The sequence below is a fragment of the Maribacter sp. MJ134 genome (genome assembly GCF_003970695.1).
GTDB lineage: Bacteria > Bacteroidota > Bacteroidia > Flavobacteriales > Flavobacteriaceae > Maribacter.
In genome coordinates this window covers 3,332,333-3,352,380 of the sequence record NZ_CP034570.1, presented here as the reverse complement: position 1 = coordinate 3,352,380, position 20,048 = coordinate 3,332,333, and the positions used below count along the sequence as shown (strand labels likewise).

21 protein-coding genes are annotated in these 20,048 nt (G+C 38.4%); 14 read left to right on the top strand and 7 right to left on the bottom strand.

What is annotated here, in order from left to right; genetic code table 11:
- Positions 1–3 precede the first annotated feature (3 nt).
- The 12 genes from EJ994_RS14475 to EJ994_RS14420 all read left to right on the top strand — a co-directional run bounded on the left by EJ994_RS14475 (position 4) and on the right by EJ994_RS14420 (position 12,657).
- Positions 4–1,782, top strand: a complete 1,779-nt coding sequence (locus EJ994_RS14475; protein ID WP_126593136.1) for a BatD family protein — start codon at positions 4–6, stop codon at positions 1,780–1,782.
- 4 nt (positions 1,783–1,786) lie between these two features.
- The gene (locus tag EJ994_RS14470) at positions 1,787–2,545 is read left to right on the top strand and encodes a tetratricopeptide repeat protein (RefSeq protein ID WP_126593135.1); all 759 of its coding nucleotides are present in this window, start codon (positions 1,787–1,789) and stop codon (positions 2,543–2,545) included.
- A gap of 59 nt (positions 2,546–2,604) precedes the next feature.
- Positions 2,605–2,904, top strand: coding sequence for a hypothetical protein (locus EJ994_RS14465; RefSeq protein WP_126593134.1), 300 nt, complete (start codon positions 2,605–2,607; stop codon positions 2,902–2,904).
- A gap of 69 nt (positions 2,905–2,973) precedes the next feature.
- Entirely contained in the window at positions 2,974–4,569 is a 1,596-nt protein-coding gene (locus EJ994_RS14460) for a SulP family inorganic anion transporter (protein WP_126593133.1), read from the top strand.
- Positions 4,570–4,746: 177 nt separating this feature from the next.
- Positions 4,747–5,376 (top strand): carbonic anhydrase family protein, encoded by a 630-nt coding sequence (locus EJ994_RS14455; RefSeq protein WP_126593132.1) that lies wholly within the window; start codon positions 4,747–4,749, stop codon positions 5,374–5,376.
- Between the two features lie 270 nt (positions 5,377–5,646).
- Complete coding sequence (gene pheS / locus EJ994_RS14450) at positions 5,647–6,666, top strand: phenylalanine--tRNA ligase subunit alpha (protein WP_126593131.1); 1,020 nt, start codon at positions 5,647–5,649, stop codon at positions 6,664–6,666.
- An 18-nt stretch (positions 6,667–6,684) separates the two neighbouring features.
- Positions 6,685–7,080 (top strand): hypothetical protein, encoded by a 396-nt coding sequence (locus tag EJ994_RS14445; RefSeq protein ID WP_126593130.1) that lies wholly within the window; start codon positions 6,685–6,687, stop codon positions 7,078–7,080.
- 275 nt (positions 7,081–7,355) lie between these two features.
- Positions 7,356–9,014: a SulP family inorganic anion transporter gene (locus EJ994_RS14440; protein WP_126593129.1), complete on the top strand. Its 1,659-nt coding sequence runs from the start codon at positions 7,356–7,358 to the stop codon at positions 9,012–9,014.
- Between the two features lie 267 nt (positions 9,015–9,281).
- Positions 9,282–10,475, top strand: a complete 1,194-nt coding sequence (locus EJ994_RS14435) for a pyridoxal phosphate-dependent aminotransferase (protein ID WP_126593128.1) — start codon at positions 9,282–9,284, stop codon at positions 10,473–10,475.
- Between the two features lies 1 nt (position 10,476).
- Positions 10,477–11,619 carry an AEC family transporter gene (locus EJ994_RS14430; protein WP_126593127.1) on the top strand — a complete coding sequence of 381 codons (1,143 nt, stop codon included), beginning with the start codon at positions 10,477–10,479 and terminating at the stop codon, positions 11,617–11,619.
- Positions 11,620–11,659: 40 nt separating this feature from the next.
- Positions 11,660–12,121, top strand: a complete 462-nt coding sequence (locus EJ994_RS14425; RefSeq protein ID WP_126593126.1) for a hypothetical protein — start codon at positions 11,660–11,662, stop codon at positions 12,119–12,121.
- Between the two features lie 47 nt (positions 12,122–12,168).
- The gene (locus EJ994_RS14420; protein ID WP_126593125.1) at positions 12,169–12,657 is read left to right on the top strand and encodes a hypothetical protein; all 489 of its coding nucleotides are present in this window, start codon (positions 12,169–12,171) and stop codon (positions 12,655–12,657) included.
- On the opposite strand, the gene EJ994_RS14415 is transcribed toward EJ994_RS14420, so the two are convergent.
- Positions 12,650–13,126 carry a CYTH domain-containing protein gene (locus EJ994_RS14415; RefSeq protein ID WP_126593124.1) on the bottom strand — a complete coding sequence of 159 codons (477 nt, stop codon included), beginning with the start codon at positions 13,124–13,126 and terminating at the stop codon, positions 12,650–12,652. The two genes, EJ994_RS14420 and EJ994_RS14415, sit on opposite strands and share 8 nt — an antisense overlap.
- 49 nt (positions 13,127–13,175) lie before the next feature.
- Here EJ994_RS14415 and dinB point away from each other — a divergent pair, with 49 nt between their 5' ends.
- Positions 13,176–14,279 (top strand): DNA polymerase IV, encoded by a 1,104-nt coding sequence (gene dinB, locus EJ994_RS14410; protein ID WP_126593123.1) that lies wholly within the window; start codon positions 13,176–13,178, stop codon positions 14,277–14,279.
- Between the two features lie 64 nt (positions 14,280–14,343).
- Here the strand turns inward: dinB and EJ994_RS14405 are convergent, their stop codons facing one another.
- The 3 genes from EJ994_RS14405 to EJ994_RS14395 form a co-directional block, all read right to left on the bottom strand.
- Complete coding sequence (locus EJ994_RS14405; protein WP_126593122.1) at positions 14,344–14,751, bottom strand: plastocyanin/azurin family copper-binding protein; 408 nt, start codon at positions 14,749–14,751, stop codon at positions 14,344–14,346.
- Positions 14,752–14,847: 96 nt separating this feature from the next.
- A complete protein-coding gene (locus EJ994_RS14400; protein ID WP_126593121.1) occupies positions 14,848–15,396 on the bottom strand; it encodes a carboxymuconolactone decarboxylase family protein in 549 nt (182 codons plus the stop codon).
- 261 nt (positions 15,397–15,657) lie between these two features.
- The gene (locus tag EJ994_RS14395; protein WP_126593120.1) at positions 15,658–16,506 is read right to left on the bottom strand and encodes a helix-turn-helix domain-containing protein; all 849 of its coding nucleotides are present in this window, start codon (positions 16,504–16,506) and stop codon (positions 15,658–15,660) included.
- Positions 16,507–16,691: 185 nt separating this feature from the next.
- Here EJ994_RS14395 and EJ994_RS14390 point away from each other — a divergent pair, with 185 nt between their 5' ends.
- Positions 16,692–17,216: a PAS domain-containing protein gene (locus EJ994_RS14390; RefSeq protein ID WP_164721479.1), complete on the top strand. Its 525-nt coding sequence runs from the start codon at positions 16,692–16,694 to the stop codon at positions 17,214–17,216.
- A 67-nt stretch (positions 17,217–17,283) separates the two neighbouring features.
- Here the strand turns inward: EJ994_RS14390 and pyk are convergent, their stop codons facing one another.
- From pyk to rnc, 3 genes are all read right to left on the bottom strand, one after another.
- Positions 17,284–18,726 (bottom strand): pyruvate kinase, encoded by a 1,443-nt coding sequence (pyk, locus tag EJ994_RS14385; RefSeq protein WP_126593118.1) that lies wholly within the window; start codon positions 18,724–18,726, stop codon positions 17,284–17,286.
- A gap of 2 nt (positions 18,727–18,728) precedes the next feature.
- Positions 18,729–19,193, bottom strand: coding sequence for an IPExxxVDY family protein (locus EJ994_RS14380; RefSeq protein ID WP_126593117.1), 465 nt, complete (start codon positions 19,191–19,193; stop codon positions 18,729–18,731).
- 111 nt (positions 19,194–19,304) lie between these two features.
- A complete protein-coding gene (rnc, locus tag EJ994_RS14375) occupies positions 19,305–20,042 on the bottom strand; it encodes a ribonuclease III (RefSeq protein ID WP_099572116.1) in 738 nt (245 codons plus the stop codon).
- Positions 20,043–20,048 lie beyond the last annotated feature (6 nt).

Sequence of the window (20,048 nt, the reverse complement as noted above, 5' to 3'; positions counted from 1 at the left end):
GCTATGAATTATAAGAAGCTCATTGTTTGCATACCCTTATTCTTGTTCGCCATTTTTCTGGGCGCTCAGGATAAGAATGCGGTGACTTTTGAAATGAAACTGAGCAAATCTAAACTTGGTATCAACGAGCGTCTTAGGGTAGATTTTACCATGAACAAGGACGGAGATAACTTTAATCCTCCTGACTTTGCCGGCTTCAGGGTACTCATGGGCCCTTCGCAATCCATAAGTTCTTCCTGGATTAATGGAGTGCGTAGTTATTCTAAAACCTATTCGTATACCCTTGCTCCTACAGCAAGAGGTAAGTTCACCATTAAGCAGGCAACCATAGTCATTGATGGGCAAACTTTTAAATCTCTTGCAAAAGATATTGAGGTAACTGCGGCAGTAGACAAGCCTAGTGACCAAATGACCGCCGATGACGTTGCCGATGAAAATTTACATTTAGTGGCCGAGGTTTCCAAAACAAACCCCTATTTGAACGAAGCCATAAGTGTTGTTTATAAATTATACGTAAGTCCTACCATCAGTGTGTCCAACTATCAGCCCTTGGATAACCCCAAATACAACAACTTTTGGAGTCAGGATATTAAGGTGTCTAGCTTAAACGCTCAAAACGGGACTTACAAAGGGAAACCTTATCGATACGTAATACTTAAAAGAGTGGTCCTGTATCCTCAAAAATCAGGGGAGTTGGAAATTGAGCCGTTATCCCTAGATGTTACTGTTGATGTTCCTACAAACAAAAGAGATTTTTTTGGCGGTAGGGTCTATTCGCAAACCAATAAAACTGTCTCTGCCGGTAAACGTACCATCAACGTAAAAAGCCTTCCTATTAAAAACCAGCCTGAGGGTTTCAATGGAGCTGTGGGCGATTTTGATTTTTCCGTTTCTACGAGTAAGACCAGCCTTAACGCGTCTGAATCTTTACAGGCCATAGTTGAGGTCAGTGGCAGGGGAAACCTAAAACTGTTTAAGCTTCCAGAGCCTGTTTTACCGAGTTCGCTAGAGGTTTACGAACCTGAATTTACAGAAGGCGTACGCACAACCTTAGGCGGAATGCAAGGAAAAGTCAGTAACAACTTTACAATCGTTCCTTCCTTTAGAGGTAAGTATCCGATTCCTCCTATAAAATTCAGCTATTTCAACCCAAAAACAGAAAAATACACTACATTAAGTTCTGATGAAATTATAGTGAATGTCTTAGAGGGGCCATCAAATGGTGTTTCTAACACCACCGGCACGGCAGGCTCTAACAAACAAAATGTAATCGCTGCCAATAATCAATTTAATTTTATAAAACTCGCCCCTAACTTAAAGCCCGTTGGGTCTAATTATTTTTTTGGTTCTAACTTGTTCTATGCACTGTTGTTAGGACCTTTATTGTTAATTCCATTAGCTATTTTATTCAGAAAAAAAAGAGATGAAATTGCAAGTGATGTAGTAGGGAACAAGGTTAAAAAGGCAAATAGGCTCGCTAGAAAATATCTTTCAAAAGCCAAAAAAGAACTAGGTCAAAAAGAATCTTTTTACGTTGCGCTAGAAAAGGCGTTACACAATTATTTAAAGGCCAAATTAAAGATAGAGACCTCGGAATTCAGTAAGGATAAGATAGCTGAACTACTTTCAAAAAAACAAGTGGATGACAATACCATTAACAGCTTTGTTGAACTTCTTAAAAATTGCGAAGCGGCAAGGTATAGTCCTTTCTCCGATGTGCAAATGCAAAACGACTATGATAAGGCAAGTGAAACTATATCAGTAATGGACAAGCAACTATAGGCAAGTGAAAAGATTTTGTAACATATTGGTTCTACTATTTGGTTTTCTGGTTTTTGCACAGGAGGAAACCCTGTTTGATAATGCCACGGCAGCCTACAATGAAGGTGATTACGAGAAGGCGATCGGGTTTTATAATGCTATTTTGGAAGACGGACAGCACTCCGCATCACTCTACTTTAATCTTGGCAACTCCTATTATAAATTAAACGACATTGCTCAAAGTATCTATTACTATGAAAAAGCCTTGTTATTAGCTCCTGAGGATAAAGAAATAATGAATAATTTGGGGTATGCTCAACAAATGACCTTAGATGCTATAGACACCATGCCAGAAACAGGCCTTTCCAGGTTTTATAAAACCATTACCGCTCAACTGTCCTTTGATCAATGGGCCAAGCTAGGAGTGGGGTTGATGATTTTATTTGTAATACTCTATATCGTCTTTTATTATGCGCAATATGCTTCTAGAAAAAGATGGGCATTTATCGGTAGTCTGGTGTCCTTGTTTCTCACAATTTTGAGCATAGTTTTTGCCTTTGTACAGTACAGTGATTTTCAAAAGCAACAACCTGCAATCGTATTCGCAGATGAAATAGGGATACAATCAGAACCCAACACGGGCAGCGACGAAATATTTGTATTACATGCAGGCACCAAAGTAAACATTATTGAGAAGCTCAATGATTGGAAACGCATAAGGCTCGCCGACGGTAAAACTGGTTGGGTACCCTCACAGCATATTAAGGTCTTAAAAGATTTTTAGATTATTTTAACAAATAGCAGTAGCAATACTATTATATTTACATTACATGTTTTTATAGTATGAAATCATCATTTGTTTTATTTTTCTCTATTTTGGTTTCTATCGCTATCGTTGCGCCCTCGGTAGTGACGCTATTTGAATTGGATAACGATATCACTCTACTCGCAGATTTTAACGAAGATGAAAGTAAAAATGAAGAGAAGAACGAACTGGATGAAAACCTTATATGGTTCGATGCACGTATTATTGTTGTCTCTTCTTTGGAGAAAAAATCATCCAACCATAGCAACAACTTTTCAAAAACTTATTATGCCAATTCCGTGGAGATTTTACTGCCTCCTCCCAAATTAAAAGTATAATTTTTCACATCCTTTTTTCTAAGTAAATAATCTATCCTGACTTCTTTTTAGGACTAAAAATCATCTTCTATGTTCAAGTATTTAAAACATGACCTCCCTGCCAGTATTGTGGTATTTTTCGTAGCACTACCGCTATGTCTAGGTATAGCATTGGCAAGTGGCGCACCGCTCTTTTCAGGGTTAATAGCCGGTATCGTGGGGGGAATAGTAGTAGGGTCCTTAAGCGGTTCTAAAATAGGCGTAAGTGGTCCGGCCGCCGGTTTAGCCGCTATTGTGTTGACCGCTATTGGCGCTTTAGGAGGGTATCAAAACTTTCTATTGGCAGTTGTCCTTGGTGGTATAATTCAAATAGTCTTTGGTATTCTTAAAGCAGGAATTATTGGATATTATTTTCCTTCTTCCGTAATAAAGGGAATGCTTACTGGAATCGGTATCATAATTATTTTAAAACAGATTCCTCACTTCTTCGGTTATGATCCTGACCCAGAAGGAGACTTTGCTTTCTTTCAGGTCGATGGGCAAAATACCTTTTCGGAAATTCTGGAGACCGTTAACAATATTAGTCCGGGAGCTACATTAATAGCCATAATAGGGTTAAGTATTTTACTATTGTGGGACAAAGTCCTTTCTAAAAAAGGTAAATTCTTCCAACTTGTGCAGGGCCCGTTAGTAGCTGTTGCTGTAGGCATTCTATTTTATATCCTTACCAAAGACAGTGAAACTTTAGCTATATCCGCAGAACACTTGGTAAGTGTTCCCATTCCTGAGGATGCTGCTTCATTTTTAGGGCAATTCAGTTTTCCAAATTTCGGAGCAATTACAAATCCTCAAATCTGGGTAACCGCATTTACTATTGCACTTGTGGCCAGTTTAGAAACGCTACTCTGTGTGGAGGCAACGGACAAACTTGATCCCGAAAAAAATGTAACCCCTACGAATAGGGAGTTATTAGCGCAGGGAACAGGAAATATTATTTCGGGCTTAATCGGTGGGTTACCTATAACACAAGTTATCGTTCGTAGTTCAGCGAACATTCAGTCTGGAGGAAAAACTAAAATGTCCGCAATAATTCATGGCTTTTTTCTTTTGATATCGGTTATTTTAATACCCAGATTACTCAATATGATTCCGCTTTCGGTTTTGGCGGCTGTTCTATTTATCGTAGGTTTTAAACTTGCTAAGCCCTCATTGTTCAAACAAATGTATGCCTTGGGCTGGAAACAATCCGTTCCCTTCTTTGTAACGGTGATCGGTATCATTTTTACCGACCTTTTAATAGGTATAGGACTTGGACTTGCCGTAGGTATCATCGTAATTATGATAAAGAGTTACCAGAATTCACATTTCCTACATATTGAGGATAAAAGTGATGGTAGGCACAAAATTAAAATGACCCTGGCAGAGGAGGTTACCTTTTTTAATAAGGGTGCCATTCTCAAGGAACTGGATAGTTTACCAAGAGAAACCTATCTGGAGCTAGATGTGAGGAAAACGAGGTATCTCGACAACGATATCATTGAAATATTGGATGATTTTACCTTTAAGGCGAAAGAAAGGAATATTGATATTAAATTGGTGTCTGAAAGGGGTATCGAGGAGAATCCGGATAGTTTTATCGAGTTCTTTAAATTGAGACCAAAAATAGCTCAACCCGAAAAAGGATAAAGAACAAAATTGTCCAAATGAAAATACTGTACATTTAAGACGTTAAAAGTCCTAACAGGCACAGTTTTCAGAAAAAACATAGCGTATATTCAAAGACCTAAACTATCATAAATTACCTTAAAATTCCTATTTTATCAAGGCAAAGGATAGTAAAGTCCTAATTAAAACTAAAAATTAATGAAAGCACATACCAAAGAAACCCAAGCAGCGATAACACCAGATGCCGCCATACAATTGTTAAAGGAGGGGAATGATAGATTTGTTGCCAACGATATGGTACCCCGTAATCTATTGGATCAAGTAAACGATACGGCTCAAGGACAATACCCATTTGCCACGGTGCTAAGTTGTATTGACTCTAGAGTATCCGCAGAACTTATATTTGATCAAGGTGTCGGTGACATCTTTAGTGCACGAGTAGCAGGGAACATTGTTAATGAAGACCTACTTGGAAGTATGGAATTCGCGTGTAAATTAGCAGGAACCAAGGTTGTTGTAATATTAGGGCATACCGCTTGTGGTGCGGTAAAAGGAGCTTGTGACAATGCTAAAATGGGTAATCTTACTATTCTTTTGCATAAAATTAAACATGCCGTAAGAGCTGTAAAAGAGCCAGCGGATAAAAGTCAGCGAAATTCAAAGAACATCGATTTTGTGAACGAAGTGGTCCTCAAGAATATTGAATTAACCATAGAAGATACGCGTAGTCTCAGTCCTATCCTTCAAGAAATGGAGGACAATGGAGAAATTAAGATTATTGGCGCTATGTACGATATAAAGACCGGTAAAGTAAGCTTTCTAGACTAGCCGTTTAAAGTTTAAAAAAGCCAATGCAACCGTATTGGCTTTTTTAGTTGACCAAGGCATTAAACACTCCTATCAAAAATTTGGTCAACATCATTTGTTATCCAAGCTAACACTTGGATGATTTTCAGCACCAAGCATAGAAACTTCTAATCTGAATAATATCGTTCATACCTATTAAAGACCAATCAACCCTGTTATCGTCAACTTACCCTACTCCAAAACAGGCATAATCATATAAAAGTTTTAAATTTGCCGCTTTATAAGACCATTATGATCGAGACGATTAGGGAACATATTTTACAGGTAGAAAATTTCACCGCCGAGGACAAAGCGGCCGTGGAAGCTTTTCGCATTAAATATTTGGGAAAGAAAGGATTATTGAACGACTTTTTTGCAGAATTTAAAAATGTTCCTAACGAACAAAAAAAGGAATTTGGTCAAAGTATCAATCAATTAAAACAAGCAGCGTTACATAAAGTTGACAGTCTTACTAAGACCTTAGAGCATAATTCAGAACAAGAAGGTGTCTTTGGAGATTTAACTCGCCCGGGCGAACCAATCGAACTTGGTGCAAGACATCCCATTTCTATTGTAAAAAATAGAATTATTGAAATATTTTCCCGTATAGGTTTCAATGTTTCCGAAGGACCGGAAATAGAAGACGACTGGCATAATTTTACGGCATTGAACCTTCCGGAGTATCACCCGGCAAGAGATATGCAGGATACCTTCTTCGTGCAGACCGATCCAGATGTATTGTTGCGCACCCATACCTCCTCGGTACAAGTACGTTATATGGAAAACAATCAGCCTCCAATACGTACCATATCTCCGGGAAGGGTATATCGAAACGAGGCCATTTCCGCAAGGTCTCATTGTTTTTTCCATCAGGTGGAAGGACTTTATATTGATAAGGATGTATCTTTTGCCGATTTAAAACAAACCTTGCAGTATTTTACAACGGAGCTTTTTGGAAAATCTAAAATACGTCTAAGACCATCGTATTTCCCTTTTACCGAACCAAGTGCAGAAGTCGATGTGTACTGGGGTTTAGAGACCGAGACGGATTACAAAATGACGAAAGGGACAGGTTGGTTAGAAATTATGGGCTGCGGTATGGTAGACCCCAATGTTCTTAAAAATTGTGGTATCGATTCTGATGAATACTCGGGATTTGCATTTGGAATGGGAATTGACCGTATTGCCCTTCTTCTTCATCAGATTTCAGATATTCGCCTATTAAGTGAAAACGATCTTCGTTTCCTAGAGCAGTTTAGAAGTGTATTGTAAAAACATTGATTCTGAGCGGTGAAAAAAGATATTGAAATTCCCTTAGTTAAAGATGTTTACGTCGCCATTGCCCATGAATGGAACAAGGAGTTTCTTTCCAAAGATTGGAATGCCTACATCCTTAATGGCGGTAGTACTCCCATAGAAATGGTTCTTATCGTATCCAAGGGTTTTGACGGAGCAACAAAAACCTCGGTAATGCGACACGCCATTGCCGTTGTCGCGGCAAATTCTTTTGAAAAGATTGAAGTGGTACAAGAAGAGGTTTTGGCCTTGACTAACGAATTTTTCGTCACCTACTATATAGGGAGCACACTGTTCGAAAAAAGATTTACCTTCAAAAAAGGAAGTGTTTCGGAGTCTGCCTTAACTCCATTACCTATACTTGGTCAGGAAGGTATTATGGCCCAGTAAGAGAGTTATTCAATATAAAACTGTACTCAGTTCTAGAGATTTTCAGTTTTTAGCCAAAATATATCCGTTCTTATAGAAATCATAATCATTTATTATACTTTAAATTTTCAACTTAGCCTTTACAAGCTTATTTTTAATGGTGCTTAAGCATTAAAAGTAAAACAGTTTCACTTAATTGCCCAAGATGGGGTCAGGGGTTGCCTTTTAGACTGAAAAAGAAATGCGAATAGTGCTAGCCGTCAAAACAAAATTATAACCAACCTTAAACTACGTCAATGCTGAAAGATATTTTTGATTTTAGTAATATCAAAGGAGATTTAACTGGTGGCCTCGTTGCCGGAGTGGTAGCGTTACCTTTGGCATTGGCCTTTGGTGTTCAGTCCGGGTTAGGAGCAATCTCAGGACTTTACGGTGCCATTGCGGTAGGTATTTTGGCAGCCCTTTTTGGGGGCACATTAACACAGGCCAGCGGACCTACAGGGCCCATGACCGTAGTATCGGCAGCCTTGGTAGCAAGTGCTATAGATATTGCCGGAAGTTTAGAAAGCGCTATGGGTATTATAATACTCGCTTTTTTATTGGGTGGCGTACTACAGATACTTTTTGGGCTTATTAATATTGCCGGATATATCAAATACTTTCCCTATCCCGTTGTTTCTGGATTTATGAGTGGCGTAGGTTTAATTATCGTTATTCTACAACTATTCCCGTTTGCAGGATTGGATTCTGCTAAATCTACGGTAGGAGTAATGCAGGATTTGCCCCGACTGTTTACAGATTTTAAATGGCAGGCACTAGCACTTGGAGCATTAACCGTGCTTATTTACTATGTTTTTCCGAAAATAACCAAAGCGGTGCCAAGCCCCTTAGTGGCGCTAATCGTTGCTTCTTTGGTAGCTTTTTTCCTAAAATGGGACGTGCCGGTTATAGGTGAAATTCCTTCTGGTCTTCCCAGTTTACAACTAGATGGCATCTTATCCATAGATAGTTCGGCTTATTATCTTATTGCGGAATATGCCTTGGTACTGGCAGTTTTAGGTTCCATTGATTCGTTGTTGACATCGGTCATTGCAGATAATATGACCAAGACCAAACACAATAGTAATCGTGAACTAATTGGGCAAGGTATTGGTAATGCCGTTGCGGCGATGTTCGGAGGTATTCCAGGAGCAGGTGCTACAAAGGGTACCGTTGTAAATATCAACTCTGGAGGTAGAACAAGGTTATCTGGCATGTTCCATGGTCTGTTTCTTTTAGCCGTTTTATTGGGTCTAGGCTCTTTGGCAGCGCATATTCCACTCGCCGTACTCGCAGGAATACTAATTCCAATAGGATTTAAAATAGTGGACACCAAGGGACTAAAACACTTGACAAGTGTGCCACGGGCCGATGCGGTGGTGCTTATTGTTGTACTTCTTTTTACGACCTTCGGTAGTTTAATACAAGCAGTAGGTATTGGTCTTATTCTTGCCTCCTTACTTTTTATGAAGAAAGCAAGTGATCTTGGTGAAGAAGGCATTGAGGTGGGTCTGTTGGCTGGTTTTGATGGGGAAAAACCTTGGAAAGACGAGGAAGAATTCTACAATAAGTACAAAGATAGGGTTGCGATAAAACACCTTTATGGACCACTTTTTTTCGGGTTTACCTCACATTTTAAAGATCAATTACAGGAAATCTCAGAAGTAGATGCGCTAATCATTCGTTTTGACCAAGTTCCCTATATAGACCAATCCGGATTATATGCCCTGGAAGATGCCCTTTTAGAGCTTGACAAAAAAGGTATCAAAGTTTTGCTGACCGGTCTACAGACCCAACCAATGGATTTACTTTCCTCAATTGATATTGTACCGGACCTTGTGCCCGAAGAGCAGCTTTTTGAGGATATTGAAGGTAGTTTTGAGTGGTTAAGGACCCATTTAAAAGGATTTGAATGATAGCCAGTCAAAAAACGGTGTAGTTCTACTATTCTTATTTTCAATAATCTATAATATGTCTTATCCGTAAAGTGCGTCCAAAAATGGCTGCGATATACGCAAAAAACCTACTATTTGACATGGCCTAACTGTGAATTTCGCTTTTTACGGGTGTTCAATTTTCATTATATCTATTTTAACCCTCTGATTTTTACGGTATTGGGATAGGTTTTTTATTAGCTCAATTCTAACTTAGTAACCATAGCTAATCCAACAAAAAAACTTCTCATGAGAACAGAAAAAATAAACCGTAGAAATTGGTTAAAAAAAGGTGTTTTAACTGCTGGTGGAGTCATCGCCGCACCCTATTTAAGTTTTGCGGAGACATCCCGAACACCCATTACCCTAGACCTTAATGGAGACGCAATCTATAGTCCTTTTTTTAAGGAATATTTACTAGACACTGAAAGGGAGTTCCCCGTTCTATCCGCAAAATTAAACGCCAACGAAAATCCTTATGGCCCCTCTCCAAAAGCACTTGAAGCATTAAAAACTAACGCTTTTAAAGGTAACCGTTATGCATGGAAGGAACTATTTGAACTCATGGACAAAATTGCCGAAGTTGAAGGGGTTCAACGTGAAAATATAATGATGGGGCCCGGGTCCTCTGACCTTTTGGAAAAAACGGCTGTTACGCTATTCATGAACGGAGGAAACGTTGTATCTGCAGACCCAGCTTATATGTCCCTAATACGCGTGGCAGAGGCCGCAGGTGGTACTTGGAAAGCCGTTCCTTTAAAAGAAAATTGGTCTCATGACCTAAAAGCCATGGAAGCCGCTATAGATAAAGATACCAAGTTGGTATATATCTGTAATCCTAATAATCCTACGGGAACTATTACCGAGTACAATGAACTCTTGGATTTTTGCTCTAGGGTCTCCGAAAAAGTGCCCGTTTTTATAGATGAAGCTTATCTAGGTTTTCTTGAAGATGGTGCCAAAAAAAGCATGGTCTCCCTGGTCAACGAAGGAAAAGACGTCATCATTGCGCGCACCTTTTCAAAAATTCATGGAATGGCTGGTTTAAGAGTAGGGTACGCCGTTGCGCAGAAAGCTACTTTAGATAGACTTCAAAAAATTACTCGTGCCGGGATGGGCATATCATATCCATCGGTATTTGCGGCAATGGCGGCAATGGATGATGTCGAATTTTTGGACCAATCTAGAGCACTTAATGCAGCATGTAGGGAGTATGTTTACCAAAGTCTTGATGCTATGGGCATAGCATATGTGCCTTCGCACACCAGTTTTATGATTTTCCCGATTGAAATGGAAGGCAAGGATTTCCTTCAAAAAATGACCGATTTAAAGGTCGGCGTACGTGCTTTTAACTTTATGGGAAAAAATTGGTGTCGCGTAAGTATGGGTACTATGGAAGAAATGAAAATTTTTACCTCTGCCCTAAAAGATGTAATTGCGTAGGATGGACTTAACTTTACAAAAGACCATAACATTTGTACTATTTATTGGTATTGGCATACTCTTAAAACTGAAATTCAAGTCTAAGGAAGAGTTGACCGGCATTAAGAAGATTATTCTAAACCTAGCGCTGCCCGCTACTATTTTCTTAGCACTAATAGGGGTTAAAATCGATAGCGCGCTACTATCCCTTCCATTTTTAGCTCTGATGCTAAACATGATTCTATTTCTAGTGTTTCCATACCTAATTCCTCTTACGGGTATCGCCAAGAATAGTCCGCAATATAGAACTGCTAGACTACTCGTTCCCTCATTGGCACCTGGACTCTCCTGTTTTCCTTTTGTTATAGAATTTTTGGGCGATGAGTATCTGGCTAAGGCTGCCATGGCAGATTTAGGGAATAAGGTTTTTGTGCTGATCATCCTTTATCTAGTAGCAATGAACTGGTACTATCGTAAAAGAGCTCTGAAAACAACATCAAACACTAAAAAAATTAAATCTTTGGTATTGGCAATGATTTCAGAACCTGTAAATATCTTTATAATCATTGCCTTGATTTTGGTGTTTTTCGGGTTTAATAAGGAATCGTTGCCATTTTTTATTAGCGAAACCATAAGTCGTTTAAGCCTAATCATGACCCCGTTAGTGCTTTTATTTATAGGTCTTGCCGTAAATATCAAGAAAAAACAGTTTTCAAAATTGTTAGCTTTACTTTTTTTACGAGCAGGTTTTGTGGCTTTATTATGTGGTTCGTTAATCATGGTATGCAATATTGAAGTTCAAAACGATATTCTTTTACTGCTTGCCTTTGGTTTTAGTGCTTGTAGCTTTTGGCCGTTTTCGCATATTGCACTGGTTGATGCCCAAGAGAACAGAATTGCCAAAAGCAAACGTACGTTTAACTCCAACTTTGCTGTAAATATTCTGGCACTTTCCTTCCCATTATCAACGGTATTAATTTTAGGAATTCTTTCCAGTGGAAGCTTATTTTCAAGCGCAACTCCGGTTTTCTTACTGGGAGCAATTTTTATGAGCTTGGGAATACTGCCCTTTATCATAAAAAACATTAAAGCGATACGAAGAAAAGCGGCCAAGGAAAAAATGCAATGGGTAATCTTTAAAACATCGTATACAGAGAGTCTTTAGTAACGCAACCCTTAACGTTTCTTGGCATCTTATGAAAGATATGATGCTAAAAAGTAAAGTGGCTCTTTGCCTAATTATACTGCTATTTTCTTGTAAGGACGATGAAGGACTTGGTGAATGTGCTCTTATAGATTGTGCAGCTCAAACTTTTGCCCTTGAATATGTTGATGTTGAAGGAAACAATCTTATTGCCAATAACTACTATTCATTAGAGAATATCACCATTACAAAGGATGGTGAGCAACTTAATTTTGGCCAACAACAAGGTGACGAAGTGGTCTACTTTTTTGTTGCGGGAACCAACGGCAGTAATACCTATAACATAAAGCTAAACGATACGGAAACGGACGAATTAATTCTCGACTTATCTAGAATAAAATCTGACCTAGAATGCTGTGGTCCGTATTTCACCGTAAATAGCTCTACCTACAATGACGAAACAATCGAAATTGCAGAAGGTCAGAATTCCTTTATTGAAAAAATCACCATTGTAAAGCCATAAGTAATATTCGTTCCTTCAAATTAATACAAATCTTAAAATCATCAATCATGGCCCCCTATATAGCACATCCCCTTATAAAAAACTTAAAAACAAAATTTTCTTTCCTCGGGCTTACGTTATTATTTATCTTTAGTTGTGACAACAATTCGCGTATTGACTGCGATACAGTAGTATGTGCCCAACAGCTATTACTTATTGAACTGGTCAATGAAGAAGGCGTCAACTTAATCACGAACGAAACGTATTCCTTAGAAAACATCGTTGTTTCCAAAGATGATATTCAGGTCAACGACTCTGGAAACTCCTCAACGGAAACTATTATAATTTTTATTTCTGGTATGGAAGGCAGTAACACCTATGAAGTTTTCTTGAACGATTCCGAAACCGATATTTTGGTGTTAAACCTTAGAAAAAATAGTCCTAGCAGTGATTGTTGTAGTCCGCCATTTACTATTGAAGAAGCCACCTATAATGAAACAGACATAGAAATAATTCGTGAAGAATCTGCATTGGAGCGTATACGCGTAGTTAAGTAGTTCGCCATTCGCTAAATGGCATCTTGCTTAATTGAGAATTATAATATTTGGTTTCTCCGGTGACTTCCCTTCCCAGCCATTTTGGCTTCGTAAAGACCTCGTTTTCGGAATCTAGTTCAACCTCCGCAACAATTAAACCTGTATTGGGGCCATAAAACTCGTCGACCTCAAAGACATGCTTGCCGTAAGATATTTCATATCTGGTTTTCTCCAAAGTACCTTCTTCACATAACTTCAACAAAGCTTCTGCTTCTTCCGGGCTTATTTCTTTTTCCCACTCAAAACGTGAAATGCCCGTTTTATTGGACCTGCCTTTTATTGTGATAAAACCCTCTTCTCCCTTTAATCGAATCCGAACTGTCCTATCAGGGTCCGTGTTCAAAAAACCTTGGACTATTCTAGTTTTTGAAATTGCTTCCTTCTTAAAAATAGCTGATGTTACTAAAAACTTCCGTTCAATTTCAATCATTCTATAAACTAGTATTACGAACTGATTTAAGTTGTTATAAATTTACAATATGATATCCGATTTGCCATTGCGAAAAATTATTCATGTAGATATGGATGCCTTCTATGCTTCGGTAGAACAATTGGACAATCCCGAATTAAGAGGTAAACCTATCGCCGTAGGAGGAAGCTCACAGCGAGGTGTCGTAGCCGCAGCTAGTTACGAGGCTCGTAAGTTTGGTGTGCGCAGCGCAATGAGCAGTGTTCTCGCAAAAAGGAACTGCCCGGAGCTTATCTTTGTAAAAGCAAGGTTTGACCGTTATAAAGAGATTTCCCAAAAAATAAGGGCCGTATTCTATGAATATACAGACTTGGTGGAGCCCTTATCTTTAGACGAAGCGTATTTAGACGTTACTACAAACAAGAAAGGAAACCCTTCTGCTACGCTAATAGCGAAAGAAATACGAAACAGGATTTACGAGGAAACGGGTTTAAATGCCTCCGCAGGAATTTCAATAAATAAATTCATTGCCAAGGTGGCTAGCGACATCAATAAACCGAACGGACAAAAAACCGTAAATCCCGAAGAGGTCATCGAATTTTTGGAAGACTTGGAAATTCGAAAGTTTTATGGAGTTGGAAAAGTTACCGCAGAAAAAATGTATCAACTGGGCATTTTTACGGGAAAAGATTTAAAGTCTAAATCTAAGGCCTTTTTGGAGGAGAAATTTGGAAAAAGTGGAAGCTATTACTATAATGTGGTGCGGGGAGTGCACCAGAGCGAAGTTAAACCACATCGGATTCCAAAGTCCGTGGGTGCAGAACGTACTTTCAATGAAAATCTAAGTAGTGAGATTTTCATGTTAGAACGTTTAGAGCATATTTCCAACGAGTTGGAAAAACGCTTGAAAAAATCGGATATCGCCGGTAAAACAGTAACCTTAAAAATTAAGTATAGTGATTTTACCTTGAATACAAGAAGTAAAACCCTTCCCTATTTTATAGCTGACAAAACCTTGATTCTTGAAACGGCAAAAGAATTGTTATACCAAGAAGAACTTCAAAATTCCGTACGCTTATTAGGTATTTCCCTAGCAAATCTAAATACGGACAAAAAGGAAAAAACCAAACAAGAAGCAGAGGCCATACAAGTACAATTGAAGTTCGATTTTTAACGAAAAAGCCGCCAATGAAATTAATATTCCATTAGCGGCCCTTACAAACACTAAACTTAAAAAATTACTGTACTATCAAGGTGTTATCCGTAGAGGTTGGGTTCAAAGGACAGAAATATACATACTCTCCTTTTGTCAACGTAGTTGGTTTTGACGTTTGTTTCTCACCGGTTACAACCTGCTCGGTTACGTAAGCGGTTTTGATGTGGTTTTCAGGTTTAGATACATCTTCACCTTTTTTCACTAATACGAAACCTACGTTATGTCCAACATTATTATTGGCGATTTCAAAAACATAGGTCCCTTCCGAGACGGTGATTTGTTTTTGTGTAAATTCTCCACTCGTTTGCTCCAAGGCAATTGTTTTCGTGGTAGATTTCATCATCTTATCCTCCTTCATCATTTTGTCTTGAGCGTTCATGGAGAATACTGTTCCTACTGCTAATACTAATACTGCGATTACTTTTTTCATGTTTTCTAATTTTAAATTCGGTCCCATATCAATGGAAGCTTGTTGTTTATATTAATTATATTGATTTACTGAACTTGAGCGGCCAGTCTTCGCTTTTTATAATTGTACTGTTTCTAAAGACTGTACTGCAGGAAAATCTACAGGCACATCAGTTGTCCTATGTAAGTAATTGGATATGGTCTTGTCGCCTACCAAAACTATGGTATCCACTAAATTCTCTTTGGTCCAACCGGCGTTTAGGAATTCGGTTACGACTTCTTCGTCGGTAGCTCCCCTATTTTCAGTGATGTTCTTAGCGAATTTGGCCAATGCATCCAATTTAGAATCGAACGAAGCTTCACCAGCTCTCAATTCTAAGATTTGCGCTTCTGTAAAACCGTTCATTTTTCCTATTGCGGTATGTGCGGCTAAGCAATAACTACAGTTGTTTACTTGACTCACAGCAAGATTTACGACTTCTTTCTGTTTTGCGTTAAGCGATGTTTTGGCGCCGCTTAATGCCAAATAGTTTCCTAAAGCATTCTCGGAGTGTGCGTAGGTGGCGTAAAGGTTCGGGACAAATCCCAATGCTTTTTCCAAGTTGTCAAAAATAGCTTGATTCCCTTCTGAAACTTCTTCTCTTTTTGGTACGTTAAATGTGCTCATAATTTTTATTGATTTTAAAATGATACAAATGGTTTCTCGGCATCACAATAGAAATCGTGATGGTGTTTTTGTTCACAGTGAGTTTTAGGGCTCACGGTATTTAGTGTTGGCCTTTTAGCTTGTCCGAAAATTTCGATTAAATTGAAAAGTGATTTTATTTGTGTCTTCATCTTGTATTGTTTTTAATTACACTACAAAGATGCGAACAGAAGAAGGGTATTTGTTAGGAGCTATTGCCCGACTACTTGCACATATTTCCCTTTAATTAGACAAGACCACTGTTTCTCGAAATCTAGATGGGGAATGACCTGTCATTTTCTTAAAGAACCTACTAAAATGTGCAGGATCGTTAAAACCAAGTTCATAGGCAATTTCTTGATTTTGCTTGTCCGTAAAGCTCATCAATCTTTTTGCCTCCAAGGCCAGGCGCTCCAGAATTATCTGTTGTGGAGATTTCTGATTATAAATAGCAAAAAGATTGGATAAGGTTTTTGGACTTTTAAAAAGGAGCTCCGCATAGTCACTTACTTTACGTTTGGTCTTGAAATGATTATCTACCAAAACGTTGAACTTACGTACCACATCAATCTGTTCGTTATCAAGAGTTCGTACAATAAGTTGTTCCTTGGCCAAGCGCGTGCACATTATGATCAAACGCTTTAACAGCATTTGTAGCATATCTCCCTGTATTTTATCCGAGGTAGAGAACTCCTCTTCAAAGACCTCAAACAATACATTGAACTTTCGCTCTTGTTCCACTGGAATTGTAATAATAGGTAAATCCTGGGTGCCAAAGAAAAGTATACCATTACAGGAAACTTCACTATCATGATCATTGATACAATAGAATGGCCTATTAAATAGAAAGGCGGTTAAAGGAGCCTTAGTCTTACTAAAACTGACATGTTGTAAATAGGTTGTGGTTACGAGCTGATTAGGTAGTAGTGTTATCGTAAGACCATCAATGCAGAGTAAAATAGGTATCTCATTTCGGTTCCAAAGAATTTGTATGTTACCCGAGTTACTAGAAAAGTTATTTTCATTTTTTTTGATATCATCCGTAAACCCAAAAAGTGAAGCCAATTTGGTATCATGAAATTCAAACTTCATACATTTTTCTGCTTTAAGTTCCCTTATTTACTACATTTAGTCTTAATTCTTGTTCATTCTTTACAAGTAGACGGGGCTTTAAACCAATCATTCTTTAAACAATAGTGTTAATCGTTGTTATATATTTTAACCTGAAACCTGATTTTTTAGCTTTAACAAAAATGCTACGAAAAAGAAGAGTTTTTATGACGAATTTACTAAATTATGATAACGCCCTACATAAGTTTTACAAAACACTAAAGCTTACTAGTTTACCCATTTCTTCATGGGATTTTTATAGTACATTTTTTGATAACCATTGTAAATCTAGTAGTGATGTTAAAGCACTTTTACAGCTTGCAAAAAATAACGCATGGGTATTCAACGAAGCTGTCCTAGAACAAGAATTGATTGATAAAGAACATACCATTGTAGTAACCGATGCGGAATTACGTATTGTGTACGCTTCACAGAATATATGGGAAATGAACAGATACCATCCTGAAGAAATAATTGGGCAACAACCAAAAATGTTCCAAGGAGAAAAGACTTGTAAAACCGCACTCAAAGTAATTTCTAACGCTGTTAAAAAGAAGGAGCCCTTTGAAGCCACCATCTTGAATTACCGTAAAGATGGGTCTACCTATAATTGCTGGATACATGGTCAACCTCTGTTCAACAAAGAAGGGGAAGTTGTGAATTTTATAGCATTTGAAAGGGAAGTAGCGTAATCTTCACCTACTGAAAAAGAAAGGCCCGCTTGTTATAAGCGGGCCTTTTTTTGATAACCGTATTTTTCTAAAAATTACAGCTCTCTATCTCTGTTACACGAAGGGTATTTACCATACCTTTTGCCTTTATAGGCATCGCGGCCAAACTTATAAGCATATCTCCCACTTCTAAAAATCCCTTCTTGCAAGCTATGCCGTTTACATCCTCGATAGTTTCATCGGTAGAAACGAATTTATCATAGTAAAAAGCTTTTACCCCCCATAAAAGATTAAGCTGCGTAAGTATTCTTCTATTTGATGTAAACACCAAAATATGAGCACTAGGTCTCCACGCAGAAATTTGAAAAGCCGTATATCCGCTATTGGTTAAGGTAGATATTGCTTTCGCCTTTATTTCATTTGCCATGAGCGCGGCATGGTAACAGACTGATTTGGTAATATATCTGTTTGTTCTAATGTGTGGCGGATCATGAGGAACATGAATAAGGTCCGATGCTTCCACACTTTTCAGAATACTAGCCATTTTCTCAATAACCTGTACCGGATAATTCCCTACGGAAGTTTCACCGGACAACATTACCGCGTCTGCACCGTCCATCACCGAATTTGCAACATCGTTGACCTCTGCCCTTGTCGGGGTAAGGCTAGTGATCATAGTTTCCATCATTTGGGTAGCTATGATTACAGGAATCCTGGCCTTTTTGGCTCTTAGGACCAATTGTTTCTGAATCAACGGAACCTCATGAGCCGGTACTTCTACACCTAGATCTCCCCGAGCTACCATTAAACCATCACAGTAAGCAACAATCTTATCTATGTTCTCGACTGCCTCTGGCTTTTCTATTTTAGCTATAATGGGAATTTTATGCTCCGAATGTTTTTGTATGATATTCTGGAGGTCTATTAAATCCTGACTGAACCTCACGAAAGAGAGTGCGATCCAATCTACTTCTAATGAAATAGCAAACTCCGCATCCTTGACATCTTTTTTAGTGAGCGCAGGTAAGGAAATATTCGTATTTGGAAGGTTTACCCCCTTTTTAGATTTTAAAGGTCCCCCTTGAATTACCTTGGCCTTTACTTCATTTTCGCCATTTGTAGCGACTACCTCGAACATAAGCTTACCATCGTCCAATAAGATACGCTCACCTGCCTTGACATCTCTTGGAAACTCCTTATAGTTCATATACACCCTTTCGGCCGTACCTTCAAAGGGTTCGCCCGTTACAAAGGTTATTTCATCTCCAGGGCCAACCACAACTTCCCCGGCCATTACCCCTACTCGAAGTTTAGGTCCCTGTAAGTCTCCCAAAATAGACACATTGGTCTCCAATTCTTCGTTCAATTCACGAATCATGGTTACGCGTTGCTTTACATCTTCGTAATCAGCATGGGAGAAATTAATTCTAAAGACATCTACTCCTGCCAAAATCATATCTCTTAGCACATCTTTCTTGCTCGTAGCCGGCCCCAAGGTGGCTACTACCTTTGTCTTCTTTTTAGTTGGCATTCTTAAAATATTAAATTGTTCTTAGATTTTAGTTTGTTGCTGTCTACTTCATATGCCGCCATTACTTTTGGCATTGTCAGCACATTTTTAATTATTTTGTCACTGCTACCCGTTATGTCTTCTTCTATCTTTAAAAAATAATCTACATCCTTTAATTCTGGAACAAGCCGCGGTACACTGTAGGTAGATTCGTTCTGAAATAAATCATTATTCGCTAGCAGCTCTCGTTTTAGACTTTGGTTAGCTACTAACACCCAGCACCGATCATGATAGGTATCTTGCCATTCAAAACAGGGAAAAACACTGTTTTCGAACAAATCAAAATCCTTTCTGGTTCTCTTGAAATTTGCCTTCAGGGTTATATTCAATTCATACGCCATTGCATAGTCCGCCATGGTGCTATGCATCGCAATTAAAAGAAATGAATCATCGTAAAAATCATCGTCAATTTTGTGTATTGCTGTCATATGCGCACAAAACGTCAAATATAGGACTATTACACTTTAAAGCCTAAAAAGCAATTGGGTTTAAGATGTTGTGAAAGTTACGATTACGTTAATCCTTTGTTGTATTTATAACTAGAGTTGCTCCATTTTATCCTGTAGCGCAAAAAAGGCTCTTTTAGAGGCTCTTTCCTCCGCTTTCTTTTTAGAAGTTGCCCTTGCTTTGGCAATAACGCTACCAGCGATCGACAGTTTAACCGCAAAATGTTTTAGGGAATCATTTCCCGTATCCTCGTACACATTATAATCGAATGTTTTCTTTTGCTTTTGGCACCATTCTATTACCAAACTCTTGTAGCTAATAACACGACCCTCTAGCTGCTCTATATCCACATAGGGTTCAATAACACGTTTGTCTATGAACTTCTGGCAATAAGAGTAGCCTCTATCTAAATAAATAGCTCCAACAAGTGCTTCGAATACATTACCATGGATATTCTCTCCAAAGTGGGTCTTGGGAATTCTGCTCTCTACGTATTTTATGAGCTGTAAATCTTTTCCTAGTTCGTTCAAATGTTCCCTACTAACAATTTTTGAACGCATTTTGGTAAGGTAGCCTTCGTCTCCGTTCGGGACTTCTGTATAAAGATGCTTAGAAATGATAGTGCCCAACATGGAATCACCTAAAAACTCAAGGCGTTCATAGTTCATTGGGTTACCCTTATCATCCTTTTTATTCATTGACCTGTGCAAAAAGGCCTTTTTGTAAAATTTAATGTTCTTTGGCTTAAACCCTAGTATTCTTTTCATCCCTAAAAAAAAATCCCCATCCGCTTTAGGATGGGAATTAAAAATATTTTTGGGGAAAGTCATACAGTA